General features: G+C 70.7%; 21 protein-coding genes. 7 read left to right on the top strand and 14 right to left on the bottom strand.

Annotated features, from left to right (window positions below):
* Nucleotides 1–9: 9 nt before the first annotated feature.
* The 3 genes from QM699_RS00650 to QM699_RS00640 are packed head-to-tail and all read right to left on the bottom strand — an operon-like array spanning nucleotide 10 to nucleotide 1,467.
* Nucleotides 10–192, bottom strand: coding sequence for a hypothetical protein (locus QM699_RS00650; protein ID WP_415009367.1), 183 nt, complete (start codon nucleotides 190–192; stop codon nucleotides 10–12).
* 1 nt (nucleotide 193) lies between these two features.
* A complete protein-coding gene (locus QM699_RS00645) occupies nucleotides 194–880 on the bottom strand; it encodes a helix-turn-helix domain-containing protein (RefSeq protein WP_415009366.1) in 687 nt (228 codons plus the stop codon).
* A 29-nt stretch (nucleotides 881–909) separates the two neighbouring features.
* On the bottom strand, nucleotides 910–1,467 hold the full coding sequence (locus QM699_RS00640) for a hypothetical protein (protein WP_415009365.1): 558 nt from the start codon (nucleotides 1,465–1,467) through the stop codon (nucleotides 910–912).
* Nucleotides 1,468–1,540: 73 nt separating this feature from the next.
* Here QM699_RS00640 and QM699_RS00635 point away from each other — a divergent pair, with 73 nt between their 5' ends.
* The 3 genes from QM699_RS00635 to QM699_RS00625 all read left to right on the top strand — a co-directional run bounded on the left by QM699_RS00635 (nucleotide 1,541) and on the right by QM699_RS00625 (nucleotide 2,343).
* Entirely contained in the window at nucleotides 1,541–1,777 is a 237-nt protein-coding gene (locus QM699_RS00635) for a helix-turn-helix domain-containing protein (RefSeq protein ID WP_415009364.1), read from the top strand.
* A gap of 111 nt (nucleotides 1,778–1,888) precedes the next feature.
* A complete protein-coding gene (locus tag QM699_RS00630; RefSeq protein ID WP_415009363.1) occupies nucleotides 1,889–2,152 on the top strand; it encodes a hypothetical protein in 264 nt (87 codons plus the stop codon).
* Entirely contained in the window at nucleotides 2,149–2,343 is a 195-nt protein-coding gene (locus tag QM699_RS00625) for a hypothetical protein (RefSeq protein ID WP_415009362.1), read from the top strand. The genes QM699_RS00630 and QM699_RS00625 overlap by 4 nt, the downstream gene beginning before the upstream one ends.
* A 187-nt stretch (nucleotides 2,344–2,530) precedes the next feature.
* Here QM699_RS00625 and QM699_RS00620 read toward each other — a convergent pair whose 3' ends face one another.
* The 11 genes from QM699_RS00620 to QM699_RS00570 form a co-directional block, all read right to left on the bottom strand.
* Nucleotides 2,531–3,622 carry a phage portal protein gene (locus QM699_RS00620; protein WP_415009361.1) on the bottom strand — a complete coding sequence of 364 codons (1,092 nt, stop codon included), beginning with the start codon at nucleotides 3,620–3,622 and terminating at the stop codon, nucleotides 2,531–2,533.
* Nucleotides 3,622–4,167, bottom strand: coding sequence for a hypothetical protein (locus QM699_RS00615; RefSeq protein WP_415009360.1), 546 nt, complete (start codon nucleotides 4,165–4,167; stop codon nucleotides 3,622–3,624). The genes QM699_RS00620 and QM699_RS00615 overlap by 1 nt, the downstream gene beginning before the upstream one ends.
* Nucleotides 4,164–4,787, bottom strand: a complete 624-nt coding sequence (locus QM699_RS00610) for an HK97 family phage prohead protease (RefSeq protein WP_415009359.1) — start codon at nucleotides 4,785–4,787, stop codon at nucleotides 4,164–4,166. The genes QM699_RS00615 and QM699_RS00610 overlap by 4 nt, the downstream gene beginning before the upstream one ends.
* Nucleotides 4,787–6,076 carry a phage major capsid protein gene (locus QM699_RS00605; RefSeq protein ID WP_415009358.1) on the bottom strand — a complete coding sequence of 430 codons (1,290 nt, stop codon included), beginning with the start codon at nucleotides 6,074–6,076 and terminating at the stop codon, nucleotides 4,787–4,789. Before QM699_RS00605 ends, QM699_RS00610 begins: the two co-directional genes overlap by 1 nt.
* On the bottom strand, nucleotides 6,060–6,410 hold the full coding sequence (locus QM699_RS00600; RefSeq protein WP_415009357.1) for an HNH endonuclease: 351 nt from the start codon (nucleotides 6,408–6,410) through the stop codon (nucleotides 6,060–6,062). The genes QM699_RS00605 and QM699_RS00600 overlap by 17 nt, the downstream gene beginning before the upstream one ends.
* Nucleotides 6,401–7,912, bottom strand: coding sequence for a terminase large subunit domain-containing protein (locus QM699_RS00595; protein ID WP_415009356.1), 1,512 nt, complete (start codon nucleotides 7,910–7,912; stop codon nucleotides 6,401–6,403). Before QM699_RS00595 ends, QM699_RS00600 begins: the two co-directional genes overlap by 10 nt.
* Before the next feature lie 63 nt (nucleotides 7,913–7,975).
* Nucleotides 7,976–8,206: a hypothetical protein gene (locus QM699_RS00590; protein WP_415009355.1), complete on the bottom strand. Its 231-nt coding sequence runs from the start codon at nucleotides 8,204–8,206 to the stop codon at nucleotides 7,976–7,978.
* Nucleotides 8,206–8,520, bottom strand: a complete 315-nt coding sequence (locus tag QM699_RS00585) for a hypothetical protein (RefSeq protein WP_415009354.1) — start codon at nucleotides 8,518–8,520, stop codon at nucleotides 8,206–8,208. The genes QM699_RS00590 and QM699_RS00585 overlap by 1 nt, the downstream gene beginning before the upstream one ends.
* Before the next feature lie 234 nt (nucleotides 8,521–8,754).
* Nucleotides 8,755–9,285, bottom strand: coding sequence for a hypothetical protein (locus tag QM699_RS00580; RefSeq protein WP_415009353.1), 531 nt, complete (start codon nucleotides 9,283–9,285; stop codon nucleotides 8,755–8,757).
* 365 nt (nucleotides 9,286–9,650) lie between these two features.
* Nucleotides 9,651–10,004, bottom strand: coding sequence for an extensin family protein (locus tag QM699_RS00575; RefSeq protein ID WP_415009352.1), 354 nt, complete (start codon nucleotides 10,002–10,004; stop codon nucleotides 9,651–9,653).
* A 26-nt stretch (nucleotides 10,005–10,030) separates the two neighbouring features.
* The gene (locus tag QM699_RS00570) at nucleotides 10,031–11,473 is read right to left on the bottom strand and encodes a sensor histidine kinase (RefSeq protein ID WP_415009351.1); all 1,443 of its coding nucleotides are present in this window, start codon (nucleotides 11,471–11,473) and stop codon (nucleotides 10,031–10,033) included.
* Between the two features lie 252 nt (nucleotides 11,474–11,725).
* Here QM699_RS00570 and rpmH point away from each other — a divergent pair, with 252 nt between their 5' ends.
* The 4 genes from rpmH (at nucleotide 11,726) to QM699_RS00550 (ending at nucleotide 13,779) form a co-directional block, all read left to right on the top strand.
* Nucleotides 11,726–11,869, top strand: a complete 144-nt coding sequence (rpmH, locus tag QM699_RS00565) for a 50S ribosomal protein L34 (RefSeq protein WP_415009350.1) — start codon at nucleotides 11,726–11,728, stop codon at nucleotides 11,867–11,869.
* Nucleotides 11,870–11,910: 41 nt separating this feature from the next.
* Nucleotides 11,911–12,270 (top strand): ribonuclease P protein component, encoded by a 360-nt coding sequence (rnpA, locus tag QM699_RS00560; protein WP_415009349.1) that lies wholly within the window; start codon nucleotides 11,911–11,913, stop codon nucleotides 12,268–12,270.
* Between the two features lie 121 nt (nucleotides 12,271–12,391).
* Nucleotides 12,392–13,075: an HAD-IA family hydrolase gene (locus tag QM699_RS00555; protein ID WP_415009348.1), complete on the top strand. Its 684-nt coding sequence runs from the start codon at nucleotides 12,392–12,394 to the stop codon at nucleotides 13,073–13,075.
* Nucleotides 13,072–13,779 carry an ATP12 family chaperone protein gene (locus tag QM699_RS00550; RefSeq protein WP_415009347.1) on the top strand — a complete coding sequence of 236 codons (708 nt, stop codon included), beginning with the start codon at nucleotides 13,072–13,074 and terminating at the stop codon, nucleotides 13,777–13,779. The genes QM699_RS00555 and QM699_RS00550 overlap by 4 nt, the downstream gene beginning before the upstream one ends.
* Nucleotides 13,780–13,901 lie beyond the last annotated feature (122 nt).

Raw genomic sequence — 13,901 nt, 5'->3', positions numbered from 1 at the left:
TGCGCCGGGTCACTTCAGGAGCCGGTCGCATGGGTTCGTGGAGGAAGTCTCGTCGGCTCCCTCGGCGAAGATCGTCACCTTGCCCGTCCTGTGATCCACCTCGATCCGCCCGATCCGCAAGCCGGCGGCGAGCGCACCCGAGACGGTGCGCTTAACCTCCTGCTGGCTCACAAGGGCGGGGCGGGCTGCCATGTCAGTCCTCGCCCTTCGCCGAGCGAGCGGACCGTTCCTTGATGGTGTGCGCCGTCCACGCGAGATTCAGCCAAGTCCAGTGAAGACGGACGATGCAGATTGCGGGGCAGTCCAACCAAGGGTCGATCTCGGTCCGGTGGACGATGTTGACCCGCAGCACTCCCCTGAGAAGCTCGACTCCCGGCTCGGTCGGGCGACCCCGGCTTCTCTCGTCCTCATAGGTCGCAAGCACCGCGTAGTGCTGGCGGAAGTCGCGTTTGAAGTCCGGGATGGTACCGTCGGGGATTTCCTCTCCGGCAAACCACTGGAAGGCGATTTTCGTGACGATGGTCGCCTGCACCAGAGCGTGATTGGCGCTCACACCCTGCAAGCGCAGATCGTCCGCGATGGCGAGCGTCGCCACCGTCACGGGGCTGTAGATACGATTTCCCCCTGACACCTCGTCAGGCTTGATCATGCCGCGCTTCACCCAATTCTGGATGTCGTCCTTCGAGCAGCGCGTAAGCTCGACCACCTCCTTCAAGGTGTACCGCGAGGCGGGATCGGTGAAGAACCACGTCAAGGCTTCGTCAGAGGGGATAATGTGCGAGGTCATATGACCACCATACGCGATTGGCGATATCAGGGTCAAGTGACTACGATGGGCCAGCGCCACCCCGGCACCGGCCCGCCCGGCGGGTTCGTGCATCACCTCGCTTTCCGCCCGCCGGAGCATGGTTAGTTCTTCGGCCGCCGTTTCGCGGCAAAGAACGCCTCGTCCCGAGCAATCGCTTCCCGTCGCGTCTGCTCGCGCTTCTCCTGCGCCCTCGCGCGCTTGCCGGCCAGACACTCGAGCAGTTCGATCAACGCCTCTTCTGGGCGCATCTTCTTTTTGTTGCCGAGCACATCGAGAGCGACCTTGAGGTGTTTCTTTTTCCAGGTCAGGTCACTGCTGATCCTCGCAGGGATCTGGAACTGGCGGTCGATCTCGCGGCCCCAGGAGTTCCACGCGGCGTCCGACTCCAGCTTGCTCGGTGGCTCGGGAAAAGCTCCCATGAAGTGGGCCAACCTTTGAGCTTCCAGTGCCCAATGCCGGTATTCTGCCATTCTCACCAGATGGAACCCGCCGCACCATGCGATGGTCGCGGCGGCGCGCGCCTCGCTCCGCGCCCGCCTCTCCAAGCGGGCCAGCGATGGGTCGCGAAGGTCCGTCTCGGGCAGCGGTTCCATCAGCTTGCCCATGAATGCGGCGGTAGGCACGGCCTCTCCGGCCGCCGGGGTGGCGGGTGTGGTCATGGTGGTTGCTCCGGTCTCAGTTGCGTGATACAATTAGAACATACGCCAGTGTTCTAATTAGGTCAATAGCCCGGTGACGACTGCCGACCAGCTCCGAGCCGCGCGCGCCATGCTCGGCCTGTCCCAACCCGCAGTTGCGAGCGCCGCCGGCGTTTCGACAATGACGCTGAAGCGCGCCGAGGGATCAGGCCAGCCGGCAGCCTCGGCCGAGGCAGTTGCCGCCATCCGTGCCGCCCTCGAAGCGGCGGGCGTTGAATTCATCGCGGAGAACGGGGGCGGGGCGGGGGTGAGGCTGAAAAGCTCAACGTAGGGTTTGCCAAATCAACGTTGGCAACCATATGTTAAAGTTTGGCCGGAATCCTCGGGGAAATAGAGGACCGGCCGACAGGCACCGCTTTACGCGGGGTGAGGGGGCGTTAAGATGGAAACCAAAGTTCTTCTGATTCACGTGCTACCCAGCAACAAGACCGGTCTCCTGGTTGCGATGAGTCCTGACATGCCAGGGTTTTTGGCGCATGGGCATTCGGCTGAGGAGTTGAAGGCGCATATCGTCGCCGCCCTTGGAGCCTTGATTGAGGCGCAGGGGATGACGCTTGTTCACACCAAGTTCCTTGGTGATGAGCCTATCGGCAGCTTCGAGCGGACGACGTACAAGGTTGAGGCCGAGACGGCGCTCGCCGCGTGACGATCGCCGAATTTAAGGCTCGTCTTCGGGAGATGGGTCTTACGCCGTCCGTCCCGATCTACGCCGGCGGTATGGTCTACGAAGATCGAGACGGCCAATTGCACAACGTTCCGGACCCTTCGATGCTATCCCCGGAAGAGCGCGAGGAAATTATCGTCGTGATCGCTCGGATAATCGGGTTCGAGGATTGAGGCACGAGGGCCGGAGGCATCCACCCCCGGCCCCTCGGCGCCACGCGGTGCAAGTCCGCTGCGCCGTCTTCCGCGGCGGCCAATGAGGAAGCCACCCGAAGCTCTCGCGGTTTTCCCACTCACGAGTAACGGGGTCGCTTCGGGGCCCAGTAGCTCCCCAGGGCGCGACCTGCCCACACCGCCGGGTCTATGCTCCCGCCGGCGATCCCTTCAGCGCCTCGCCCCAATCGACCGCGCCGAACGCGGCGGCGATCTCGGCCGGGGAGAGGCCGGCGCCCTTCGCCTCGGCCAGCGCGCCGATAAGCCCCTGCACCGCGCGGGCCGAGCCGCCGGCGTCGAAGCTCTGCGTCGGTCCCATGACGTCGATTGCCACCGGCGCCCCGAGCTTCGCGGAGGCTTCCTCGGCGAGGAGTTCGGCGATGGGCTGAAGCGTCCACTGCGCCAGGTGCCGCTGCGCCTCACGGACCATCGGGCCGGTCGTTGCGGGCGACAGGAGGCCGGGCAGCACGCCGAAGACGCTCAGGATGCCACTGCGCGCCGCTTCGAGGCTTTCGGCCGCGAGGCTGCGGCTCAGGTCGGGGGTGAGGTCCGCGGGCCGCCAGTCGGCCGCTGGAGCTGGCCCGCCGGCCGCGGTGACGGTCACGCTCTCCCGGAGCAGCACCCGCCCGCGCCGGCCGCGGAAGTCCCGGCCGAGCGTCTCGTTGTCCACTTCGGGGTTCTCGGGCATCGGCACCACCAGGCTGCCGAGCGGGGCCAGCGCGTAGACTTCGCCAAGGGCCGCCTCGAGGGAGTGCAGCAGCTCGGCCGTCAGGGATGCCCGCCGCAGCGGTGCGGAGCCCGACCACGGCGCCACCGGGTCAGAGCCGATCCGCAGGTGCAGCACCTCGGCCGCGAGAGCCGTCTCCGAGCGCCCGCCGCCAGCCTCGGACACGCTGAGCCGATAGGCCCGCGGGCGGCCGTTGCGGGTCGAGAGGTCCCAATCGGCCACCGGAACCAGCATGTCGTCGCGGATCAGGAACATCGCCTCGCCACGTAACGCCAGCGAGCGGGCCAGTAACGCCATGGAACGCCGGTCGAGGAGGTCGGTCCCGGTGACGGCCGCCATGGCGAAGCCGGCCTCCCAGAGGCTCACGGCCATCTGCACCGTGCTCGTCAGCTCGCCGAGCCCGGAGCGGCCGGCGATGTAGCTCTGCCGCGCGGCGATGATCTCGGCCGTGTAGCCGGTGCCTGACGAGCGCCGTTCCAGCTTCGGCCGGCGGAAGAGGTCGAGAAGCCCCATCACGGCGCCCTCCGATAGGGGCGCAGCAGGTCCGCCGCGCCGGAATAGGTGAGGGCTCGGGCGAGCCAGGTCGGCGCGCGGTCCCAGCTTTCCTTGAGGGTGCTGCCCAGCTCCGCGCTGTAGGAGGTCGCACCGGCCATTGCCGGCCGCTCGGCCGAATATTCGGCCAGCCTCCGATACGCCTCGGCCACGTCCTCGGGCGGGTCGTCGTCGATGCCGAGAGTGCCGGCAATGCGGTAGTGCGTGGCCTCGCCGATCCCGAGGCCGCCGAGCGGATCGGCCGAGAGCGTGACGGCTGCCCATCCCTCACCGTCCCAGCGCTCGACCGTGGTGGCGACCACGGGATAGAGCGGCGGGCGCCAGGAGCCGCAGCCGCCCTCGACGATGAAGGTCACGGGCCGCTGGCCCCAGCGCCAGGCGATCCACGATTCGAGCCGCCGCCAGATCACCTGCGAAGGTATCCCCATGGCGGCCGTGGAGAGGCCCGCTGGCGCCGCCGGCCAATCCGCCTCGGCGACGTCCTCGATGATGCGCAGCGTCGTCATGCCCGCCACCTCCGCAGGTGCGACACCGGCGCCCGCTGCGGCAGGATCAGGCCAGAGCGTGCCTCGGCGACCTCCGTCTCCGAATAGGCCGCCGCGACGACAAGCGAGAGCTCGAAGAGCAACGCCTGGAAGATCGTGCGGATCAGCGCACGGCCCTCGGCCGGGTCCTCCTCCTCGGTCTTCTCCGCCTCCTCGGGCGGGACCGCGGCCGGGGGAGGGATGCGGAAGCCGGGCGAGACGCCGCGGATGAGGCCCGCCTCGAAGGCTCCCCAGAAATCGGCGACGAACGGCGCCCGTTCCAGCTCCGGCGCGATGCGCGCCTCGAAGCTCAGCGCCTCGGGCGTGTCGCGCAGCAGGAGCGAGCCGTTGTCGGTCGAGGCGAGCGGCCGGTCGTAGCTGTGGCCGACGAGAAGATGGATCGTCTCGCGCCGTTCGACCCGGTAGGCGAAGGCCTTCGGCGCGATCACCTCCTTGCGGGGGCGGCCCGTCTTGCCGCCATCGCTGAGAACGGCGCGCTTCCCGTACGGAAAGCGCCCCCTGATCTGCCTGCCGCCAGCGGCGCCGGCGGCGCGAAGCTCGAGCCCGCCGAGCGCCGCGCCGAGCTGAAGCTCCTCGCCCATCACGCCAACCGGACGCCGGTCAGGATGCGGGTCTGCGCCGGCCGTGCCACGGTGACGTCGGCCGTGGTCAGCGCGGTCAGCCGGAGCCCGCCGGACTGCGCGTCCGAGTAGGGATCGCGGATCAGGTCGACCGCGCCCCAGATCCCGACAAACGCCGGCGGCACACTGCCCGTGGAGGTCGCCAGCACCACCTGCGAGGCCGCCGGCGATCCCGAGGGGGCCGCGAGCGCATTCGAGGTGACGACGATGTTGCTCGGGAAGGTGCCGCTCGGCGCCGCGCCGGCGAGCAGGAAGGCGAGGCGGAAGTATTCCGTGGTCTGCGTCGTTGCGTTGAGCGCGCCCTCGAGGTAGCCGAACACCTCGGGCCGGATCAGCGCCTTGATCTGCCCCGGCGCGGTGATCGCGTTCGCCGTCATGAAGGCGACGATCTCGGTCAGGAAGTTGGCGTAGGTCGGCGCAGCGGCGAGCGCCGTCAAGGCGATGCCGTAGGCCGCGGCGCCGGTGACGATCCCGAGCGGCTGGCCGTTGGCGCCGGTGCCGCGGAAGATCGCCGCATCGAGTGCGATCCCCATCGCCGAGTTCATGTCACGGCGCACAGCGTCCTCGAGTGCTGCGCCCGACTGCTTCAGTGCCTTGCGCGAGATCCGCATCTGCACGCCGAGATGGTTGTTGGGCTTGAGCGCCCGGTCGGTCGTCGCGAAGGTCGACGGACCGGGGACGTTCGCCAGTTCGCCATCCGCCCAGCCGGCCGTCGCACCCGAGGTCGCCACCGGCCACTCGACGGCACCCGCTTCGATGCTGACGAGCTGCACGCCCATCTTCGCCGCCACCGAATCCGGGAACAGCCGGTCGATGATCGGCCGGGTCTGGATCGGATCGGGCGTGCCGGCCGCCACCGTTTCGCCGGCGCGGGTCTCGAGCGCCGCAAGCGGCACCGGAATGCCGCGGTAACCGCCGGCGGAGCGAAGCTCGCTCACCACCTCGGCCGTGCGACCGTCGAGCGGCCGGCCCTCGTCGAGCGACAGCGCCACCTGCCGCATCTCGAAGCCCGCCACCAGCTCGGCCCAGGCCTTGCCGCCGCGCTCCTCGAGCTCGCCCTTCGCCTCGCGCCGCTCGGTGTCTTCGGCGATGAGCGCGGCGCGATACCGCGTCTCGTTGCTCCGATACTCCCGGTCGAGCCCGTCCATGCTCCGGGTCTCGTCGTCGGTCGGGGTGTCCTTCCCGACGAGTTCAGCGAGGCTCTGTCGGATCTCCGACTGCCGCCGCTGGATCTTAACGCTGTCGAGCATTGCGCTCTGTCCTTTCGGCCGTGATGGGGGTTCGGGCAAGCTCGCGCACGGCCGCGCGCCAGGCTGCCCGTTCTGGTGAAGTCGGCGCCTGCCCGAGCTCGGCCCGGGTGGCGACGTTGTGGCAGGAGCCGCAGAGGCTCCGCAGGTTGCCGAGGTCGAAGCCCAGCTCGGGATGCGTCCGCACCGGCTTCACGTGATGCACCTCGAGCCGGCCGCGGGCGCCGCACTGGCAACACGCCCAGCCGTCGCGCCGCAGCGCTTCGAGGCGCAGCGCCTTCCACCGCGGCGAGCGGCAGACGGCCTCGGAGGGGCGATGCCAGCGCGTCACGCCCATACCGGCCTCCGCGCCTGTCGCAACGGGCGGGTCATCATGCGCTCGCCCTCGGCCACCGCGAGAATGCTCGCCGCCGCGGCGTCGATCCGGCCCGCGCTCCGGCCCTTGGCAAGCTTCGCGTTCGCGGCCGGGTCGAGAACCACGATCGAATCCGCCAGTGCGTGCCGCAGCAGCAGCGAGCGGGGCGCCGCGATGCGCCGGTCATAGGCCATGCGCCGGAAGCCCTCGACGTCCTGCGAGCCGTCCCGGAAGCCGAAGCCGCGCCACGTGACGGGCGTGCGGCAGCCGAGCGCGTCGAGCGCGTCGCCGAGCTCGGCGGCCTTGAAGCGATCGGCGAGGATGGTCGCGATCCGCTCGCCGGCCACATGCGACAACGCCGCCGAGATCCACTCCCGGATCGGCACGCTCCGATCGCCGAGCGTCCGCAGCTCGCCGCGCTCGGCCATGTCGAGATAGCGCCGCCCGACGCCATCGTTGACGCCGCGGGTCGCGAGCGAGGGCTTGCCGGGGAACCAGCCCAGCACCTCGAGGCGCCCTGTCTCCGGCCAGAAGAACGCCGCTGCCGACATGCTCGCCGCGCCGCCGGCGTCGAGCCCGACAACCACCGGCCCGGCCCGCTCCGGCTGCACCTCCACCTCGCACGGGAGCCAGGCGTCGAGGTCGATCAGCACGGCCCGCGCCTCGGTGTTGATCCGCTCGTTCCGGTGAAGGTTGCGGAAGTGCGCGAGCGCGGTCCCGCCCCGCTCCATCGCCTGCCGCGCTGCCGAGACGAGCCACTCCCGCGTCGCGCCGATGCCCTCCGGCGAGCCGGGGTTCGCCTCGAGGAGGCTCGGCCAGTCGTCAGCGGAAAGGCCTTCCGGCGCCCGATGCTCCTGGACGAAGGTGCCGCTCGGCGGGTTGTCGAGCCAGCGCGAGAAGTCGTTCGCGTCGTCGGCCGCCGAGGTCGAGATGATGATCGCCCGCCCGTCGCGCTTGCCGAGCGAGGTCAGGAGCGCCGCCTCGAGCTCGGCCCCACGGCTCGCCATCCACGCTGCGCGCTCGTCGAGGATCGCCAGTGTCGAGGCACCGCCGAGCACCGCCTTGCCGGTCGACGGCACCACCTTCAGCAGGTGCGGCCCGTCGTCCGCGTCGAGCTCGATCTCGAGGAGCGGCGACTTCCGCACCGTCACCCGGCCGCCGAGCTCCGGCATCGCGTCGATGAACGAGCGGCAGAAGCCGAACGCCACCGCGCCCTGGTCGCGCGTCCGCGCCGCGATCGTCACCTCGCGCTGCGGCTGCGGTGCCCACGCGCCGAGGAGGTGCGTCACCGCCAGCCCGGCCGCGAGCCCGGTCTTGCCGTTACCGCGCCCGACAGAGAGCGCCGCCACGCTCACGCCATCCGCCAGCCCGCCCTCGATGAACTGGCGCTGGAAGCCGGCCAGCCGCAGAGGCTCGCCCGCAAGCCGCCCCTGCGGGATGCGAAGGCGCCCGAGGGCGTCGATGGCGGACCCGGCGAGGCTCACCCGAAACTCCGAATAAGAGCCGCGTGTGGCCCCCTGCCGGCATCCCGGGGCATTGGGACCAGATCACGCATCGCCGGCGCGCTCGCAGCGATCGGCGAGGTCACGGAGGAACTCGGCCGTGAGGTAGGGATCGTGCGCGCGCTGCATCGCCATCATGCCCTCGATGATGACCGCGCCAGCCGCGCCACCCGCTGGAATACCGCGAGCAACCGCGCCAGTGACAACGGACGCCACCGATGCGCGGATGAGGTCGAGCGCCGCCTCGATCTCGGGAGGGACCAGATCGCCGCCCATCAGTGCCGCCCCATCGGCTCGACGTCGGCCTCGACCTGATCGGCCATCGCCCGCACGATCCGCGCCGCCTCGGCAGGCCCGAGCGCCAGCCGCAGGCCCTTCGCCCCCACGCCCAGCACCACGGCCGCCGCGAGGTTGAGCTCGACGCCCTGCTCGATTGACTGCCGCACGATCGACACCACCACGTCCCGGATGGCGAGGCCCGCCGCAGCGATGAGCGCCTGCTCCTCATTCCCCGCCGTGCTCTCGGGTGATCCAGGTTTCGCCCCTTCGGGCCGACCCATGGCGACGCCGTCGCTGTCGCTATCGCTCATTTTTTTCTCCTGAGATCGTGCCGGGGAGAGACGCCGGGCTCGGCCCGTCTCCGCCATCCGAACCGCTCCGCCGGGCCGAGCCCGGCTCCCCGACGCGGTGGCCAGCGCCTGCCGTTGAAGAGAAGACCCCGCCCCCACCACCCTGGTAAGTAAGGATGTCATGATTTTCATGATGGCCGAGGCCGCTCGAAGCCCCGTTTCCGTCATGATTTTCATGATGGCCTGTCATGATTTTCATGACGGCCTCCGGGATTTCGTCATGATTTTGATGACGGTCCCGTCATGATTTTCATGATGGGATTTTGCTTTTCCGTTCGCCCCGCGGGGATTGTGGGCACGCGCCTTGTGCACCGGGAAGTCGGCCGCCGGCCGCCAATCCCGATAGAGCTTCCGGCCGTCGGGCTTATCGCCGTGCGGGAGCGCCAACTCGGTCAGCTCATATGCCGGAGACTTGGCTGCACCTTCGATGCCCAGCACCGCGTGCTCGGTCAGGACGAGGAAGCCCTTGGCCTGCAGATCGTGGAAGGCACGGGCGGCCGTGTCGAGCTGCACGCCCAGCCGCTCCGCAGCCTCCCGAACGCTGAGCCGGATCCGTCCGTTGTTGTTCGCCTGAGGCCCGCGCCACTCGAGCTTGAGCCAGGGATAGAGCGCCTGCGCCGTGGTCGACAGCGCCCGCCAGGCCGACGTCTCCATCGTCGTGCGGATCATCTTCGTGAAGTGCTCGGCCGGCTCGCCGCGATTGATCTTGCGCTTCGGGCTTTTCACTCCGCGGTCCTCCGCTCGGCCGCGTGCAGCGCCTTGTGGCACCGCCGGCAGAGCCAGACGACGCGAAGCGGCTCGTGGTGGTCGGGGTGATGCGCCTCGACCTTTCCAGCCCCGCAGTGCTCGCAGGGCTGCGGCTGGATCAGACCGCGACGGATCGCCGAGCGGGTCGCCGTGTGTGCCCAGGACGCCCACGGGTTGCGGGCGCGCCAGTGGCGCTGAGGCTTCCATTTTTCGTTGGACGAAAGGCGAATTCCCCCAATGTTTTCAAAGGGGGATACGACAGGGATTGGACGACTTAAGCCATTGATTCCCGTCGACTCTTGCGCCCCCGTAGGGGCTACCATCGCTTTCGCCTCCGGCGGCACTCACCGACAGTATGGGCCGTTCCGGCCGCGGCAGACATAGGCGCCGGCAAGCTCCTGCGCGGCCAGCCGCCCGCCGGTCGCGGCGACCGCCGGCCTGACCGCCGTCACGAGCCACGCGGCGAGCGCCCGGGCCGCGCCGCACGTCACCACGGCGGGCGGGTCGAGCGCGACGCCGGCGGCGAAGTCGAGCTCCACCGGCGCCGCGACGCCGCAGCCGCCGGGGCCGGCGATCGGCGGCAGGCGGGCGCCGACCAGCGCGTCGCTGTCGCAGACCGGCCCCACCGGCGCGGGGCGGGGCGGTGGCGCATCGGCCACGCGCGACGCGAACGCTCCGGCGACCGTGAGCGCCAGCATCAAGGCCAGTTCCAGCCCTGCCCGGATCACGGCACCCGCACCTCGCCGCCGCCGCCGACGCGCCCCGTGCCGGCGGCAGCCGCGGCCGCCTCGGCCGGGGACGGCGCCGGCAGGCCGATGCGGAAGGTCGAGCCGCGCGAGCCCGTCTCCTCCAGCGTGAGCGAGCCGCCGTGGCCGCGGATCAGCTCGCCCGCGATCGCGAGGCCGAGGCCCGATCCGCCCGGCCGGGCCGAGCCGCGGAACGGGCGGAACAGGTTCTCCCGCGCCTTCTCCGGCAGGCCCGGACCCGTGTCGGAGACCCGGATCTCCGTCGTGCCCCCGGCCTCCCGCGCGATCACCGTCACCGTCGCGGCGCAGCCGGTGGCGTCGATCGCCTGCGCCGCGTTGCGCACGAGGTTGGTCAGCACCCGGAACAGCTGGTCGGGATCGCCCCGCACGCTCAGCGCCGAGGGCACCGACGACTTGAGCGTCGCGAGGCCGGCGCCGTTGCTGCCCTCGTTTTCCAGCACCTCCGCGACCAGCGGCGCGAGGCGGAAGATCGAAATCACCGGCGGCAGCTCCTCGGCCTTGCCGAAGTCGAGCGTGCGCTCGCAGAGGCTGATGGCGCGGGCGAGCGAGCCGACGAGCTTCGGCGCGGTGCGCCGCACCGCCGGATCCTCGCTGCCGTCGATGCGGTCGGCGAGGAGCTGCGCGGTCGTCAGCATGTTGCGCAGGTCGTGGCTGATCTTCGCCACCGCCGATCCGAGCTGCGCCAGCCGCTCCTTCTGCCGCAGCGCCGAGACGAGCCGCACCTCCAGGTCGTGCAGCGCCACCTCGGCCTCGCGCAGCTCGCGCGCGCCCTCGCGGGGCGAGATGATCCGGGTCGAATCCTCCGGGTCATCGCGGAACGCGGTCATGTGCGCCACGACCCGGTCGATCGGCCGCACGATCAGCCGCTGCACCGCCAGGAACAGCAGCGCCGCGGTGGCGAGCGACAGCCCGAGCGAGATGTAGAAGATGCGCTTGGCATGGTCGACGAGCGCCTTGCGCAGCGGCTCCTCGTGCATCGTCACCTCGACGGTGCCGCGGCCGGTCTCGCCCGTGACCTTGATGATCCGGTCGCGGTCGAGGAACAGCACGTGCAGCGCGTCCTGGATTCGGGTCCGGGCGTCGGAATTGACCAGATCGAAGCTCGCCGTCACCTCGCCGTCGAACGGCGCCGACAGCACCAGCTCGCGGACGCCGCCATCCCAGAGCACGACGTTGAGCAGGCCCGACGCCTGCAGCAGCACGCTCTGCAGCCCCTCGGAGGATTCGTCGCCGGCCGAGTTGAGCATGGCGAGCGCCCCGAGTTCGCCCAGCTCCAGCCGCCCCTGCAGGTAATTCTCGCGGAATCGGGCGATGGACGGCACCGAGACGAGGATCTCGGCGATGACGACGAAGATCACCGTCAGTCCGAGGAAGCGTCCGGAAAGCGTGTTGAGCGGCATGCGTCCCAGGGCTCACGATCTCGCGCGGAGTCTATTCCCTGCGTCGCGCCGCGACAAGTCACCGCCCGGACAGGCGAAAACCGCCCTCCGGCGGCGATGGGGCGGATGCGCGAAATCCACCGCGCCGGCGCATTCCGGGAATTGACTTCACCGCGCCGGATCCGTATGGCAGGCGCTCGAAATTCGGGGGAGATCGACGCGCGGCGCCGACGTCCCGGCCGGGCGAAATCCGGCGAGACCAGGAGATGCGAGATGTCGAAGTCGAAGCGGACGTATCAGCCCAGCAACCTCGTGCGCGCCCGTCGCCACGGTTTCCGCGCCCGCATGGCGACGAAGTCGGGCCGGCAGATCCTGAACCGGCGCCGCGCCATCGGCCGCAAGCGCCTGTCGGCCTGAGCCGCGCGCCGAGCCCCGCGGGCGTTCGCGCCGGCCTCTCCATGCTCGATGTCCTGAACCGCCGCGCGGACTTCCTCGCGGCGGCGCGTGCCGTTCGGCACTCCCGCCCGGGCCTGCTGTTCCAGGCGCGACGCCGCTCCGCCGACGAGCCGGTCGCGCCGGAGCGCCTGCGGGTCGGCTTCACCTGCTCGAAGAAGGTCGGCAACGCCGTCGCCCGCAACCGCGCAAAGCGGCGGCTGCGCGAGATCGCCCGGCTGGAGCTGCCGGCGCATGGGCTCCCCGGCTGGGACTATGTGCTGGTCGGCCGGCCCGGGGCGACCGCCGGGCGCGCGTTCGACGATCTGCGCGCCGATCTGGTCTCGGCACTCGCCGCCACGCACCGGCGCGAGCCGCAGGCATGATGGCGCCCTCCGCGCCGGTCGCCGGGCCAAGTTCACGGTTGCCCGCCGCGTCCAAAGCTGAGACACCGGGCAGAACGGGCGGGATCACCTGCCTCCGCCTCACGACACGACGGGATCTGACATGGACTGCCGCCTGATCGTCTTCGACGTCGACGGCACCCTCGTCGACAGCCAGCACCTGATCCTCGAGGCGATGCAGGTCGCCTTCGACTTCCTCGGCGAGACCCTGCCCCCGCGCGAGACCGCGCTGTCGGTGGTCGGCCTGTCCCTGCCGGAAGCGATGGCCGCCCTGCTGCCGCACAGGCCGCCGGAGGAAACGCTCAAGGTCGCCGAGAGCTATCGCAGGCATTTCTCCACCCAGCGCGCCACGCGCGGGACGGAGGCCTCGGCGCCGCTCTATCCCGGGGCGGTCGCGGCGCTGGAGCGGCTGGCGGCCGACCCCGCCACGCGGCTCGGCGTCGCTACCGGCAAGGCGCGGCGCGGCCTTGACCACCTGCTCGATGCGCACGGCCTTCGCCGGCATTTCGTCACGCTGCAATGCGCCGACGACCACCCGTCGAAGCCGCACCCCTCCATGCTGCTCACCGCCCTCGCCGAGAGCGGCGTCCCGGCGGAGCGGGCGGCGATGGTCGGGGACACGGAATACGACATTGCCATGGGCCGTGCCGCCGGGCTGCACACGGTCGGCGTCACCTGGGGCTACCACCCGGCCGCGCGCCTGCGGGCCGCCGGGGCCGACGTCGTGATCCAGGACTTTGCCGAGCTCGACGGCGCCCTCGCGCGCCTCGGCCTGGTGCCTGCATGAGCCTGACCCCGCGCAAGCGGTTCTGGACCGCCGCGCGGCCGCGGGCCGAGGGGACGGGCTTCGGCGTCTCGCTCGACGCACGGCCGCTGAAGACCCCGTCCGGCGCGGCGCTCGTCGTGCCGACCGAAGCACTGGCCGCCGCCATCGCCGCCGAGTGGGACGCGCTCGACGGCGAGATCCGCCCCGAGCGGCTGCCGCTCACACGCGCGGCGAATTCCGCGATCGACCGCATCGCGCCGGACCCCGCGCCGGTCATCGACGCGATCGCCGAGTACGGCGGCAGCGACCTGCTCTGCTATCGCGCCATCCGCCCGCAGGCGCTGGCCGACCGGCAGGCGGCGGGCTGGGACCCCTGGCTCGCCTGGGCGGCCCGCAGCTTTCACGCGCCGCTCGTCGCGGTCGCCGGCATCACCCATCAGCCGCAGCCCGCGGCGAGCCTCGCCGCGCTGCGCGCCGCCGTCGCGGAGCACCGGCCGTTCGCGCTCGCCGGGCTGCACGGGCTCGTGGCGCTTTCCGGCTCGCTCGTCCTCGGCCTCGCGGTGTCGCGCGGCGCGCTGGCGCCCGGCGAGGCGTGGGGGATCGGCCGGATCGACGAGACGTTCCAGGCCGAGCAATGGGGCCTCGACGCCGAGGCCGAGGCCGCCGCCGAGGCATCCCGCGCGGACTTCCTCCACTCCGCCCGCCTGCTCACCCTGCTCGGCTGATCGCAAACAGCCTGTCCCGTTGGCATCGGCGCAAGATGTGCCGCGCAATTCATCAAAATTCGTGATGACGGGGTTAACGAGTCGTTATCGGCTGGCTTGACGTTTGCCGGACTGCCTTGAAA

Source organism: Amaricoccus sp. (assembly GCF_047602525.1).
GTDB lineage: Bacteria > Pseudomonadota > Alphaproteobacteria > Rhodobacterales > Rhodobacteraceae > Amaricoccus.
This window is presented reverse-complemented; position numbering and strand designations above follow the sequence as displayed.

Excerpts from the sequence above, each read along its gene's own strand:
- QM699_RS00650 (WP_415009367.1), bottom strand. The coding sequence starts at position 192 with ATGGCAGCCCGCCCCGCCCTTGTGAGCCAGCAGGAGGTTAAGCGCACC.
- QM699_RS00645 (WP_415009366.1), bottom strand. The coding sequence starts at position 880 with ATGCACGAACCCGCCGGGCGGGCCGGTGCCGGGGTGGCGCTGGCCCAT.
- QM699_RS00640 (WP_415009365.1), bottom strand. The coding sequence starts at position 1,467 with ATGACCACACCCGCCACCCCGGCGGCCGGAGAGGCCGTGCCTACCGCC.
- QM699_RS00630 (WP_415009363.1), top strand. The coding sequence starts at position 1,889 with ATGGAAACCAAAGTTCTTCTGATTCACGTGCTACCCAGCAACAAGACC.
- QM699_RS00620 (WP_415009361.1), bottom strand. The coding sequence starts at position 3,622 with ATGGGGCTTCTCGACCTCTTCCGCCGGCCGAAGCTGGAACGGCGCTCG.
- QM699_RS00615 (WP_415009360.1), bottom strand. The coding sequence starts at position 4,167 with ATGACGACGCTGCGCATCATCGAGGACGTCGCCGAGGCGGATTGGCCG.
- QM699_RS00610 (WP_415009359.1), bottom strand. The coding sequence starts at position 4,787 with ATGGGCGAGGAGCTTCAGCTCGGCGCGGCGCTCGGCGGGCTCGAGCTT.
- QM699_RS00605 (WP_415009358.1), bottom strand. The coding sequence starts at position 6,076 with ATGCTCGACAGCGTTAAGATCCAGCGGCGGCAGTCGGAGATCCGACAG.
- QM699_RS00600 (WP_415009357.1), bottom strand. The coding sequence starts at position 6,410 with ATGGGCGTGACGCGCTGGCATCGCCCCTCCGAGGCCGTCTGCCGCTCG.
- QM699_RS00590 (WP_415009355.1), bottom strand. The coding sequence starts at position 8,206 with ATGGGCGGCGATCTGGTCCCTCCCGAGATCGAGGCGGCGCTCGACCTC.
- QM699_RS00585 (WP_415009354.1), bottom strand. The coding sequence starts at position 8,520 with ATGAGCGATAGCGACAGCGACGGCGTCGCCATGGGTCGGCCCGAAGGG.
- QM699_RS00575 (WP_415009352.1), bottom strand. The coding sequence starts at position 10,004 with ATGCTGGCGCTCACGGTCGCCGGAGCGTTCGCGTCGCGCGTGGCCGAT.
- QM699_RS00570 (WP_415009351.1), bottom strand. The coding sequence starts at position 11,473 with ATGCCGCTCAACACGCTTTCCGGACGCTTCCTCGGACTGACGGTGATC.
- rpmH (WP_415009350.1), top strand. The coding sequence starts at position 11,726 with ATGTCGAAGTCGAAGCGGACGTATCAGCCCAGCAACCTCGTGCGCGCC.
- rnpA (WP_415009349.1), top strand. The coding sequence starts at position 11,911 with ATGCTCGATGTCCTGAACCGCCGCGCGGACTTCCTCGCGGCGGCGCGT.
- QM699_RS00555 (WP_415009348.1), top strand. The coding sequence starts at position 12,392 with ATGGACTGCCGCCTGATCGTCTTCGACGTCGACGGCACCCTCGTCGAC.
- QM699_RS00550 (WP_415009347.1), top strand. The coding sequence starts at position 13,072 with ATGAGCCTGACCCCGCGCAAGCGGTTCTGGACCGCCGCGCGGCCGCGG.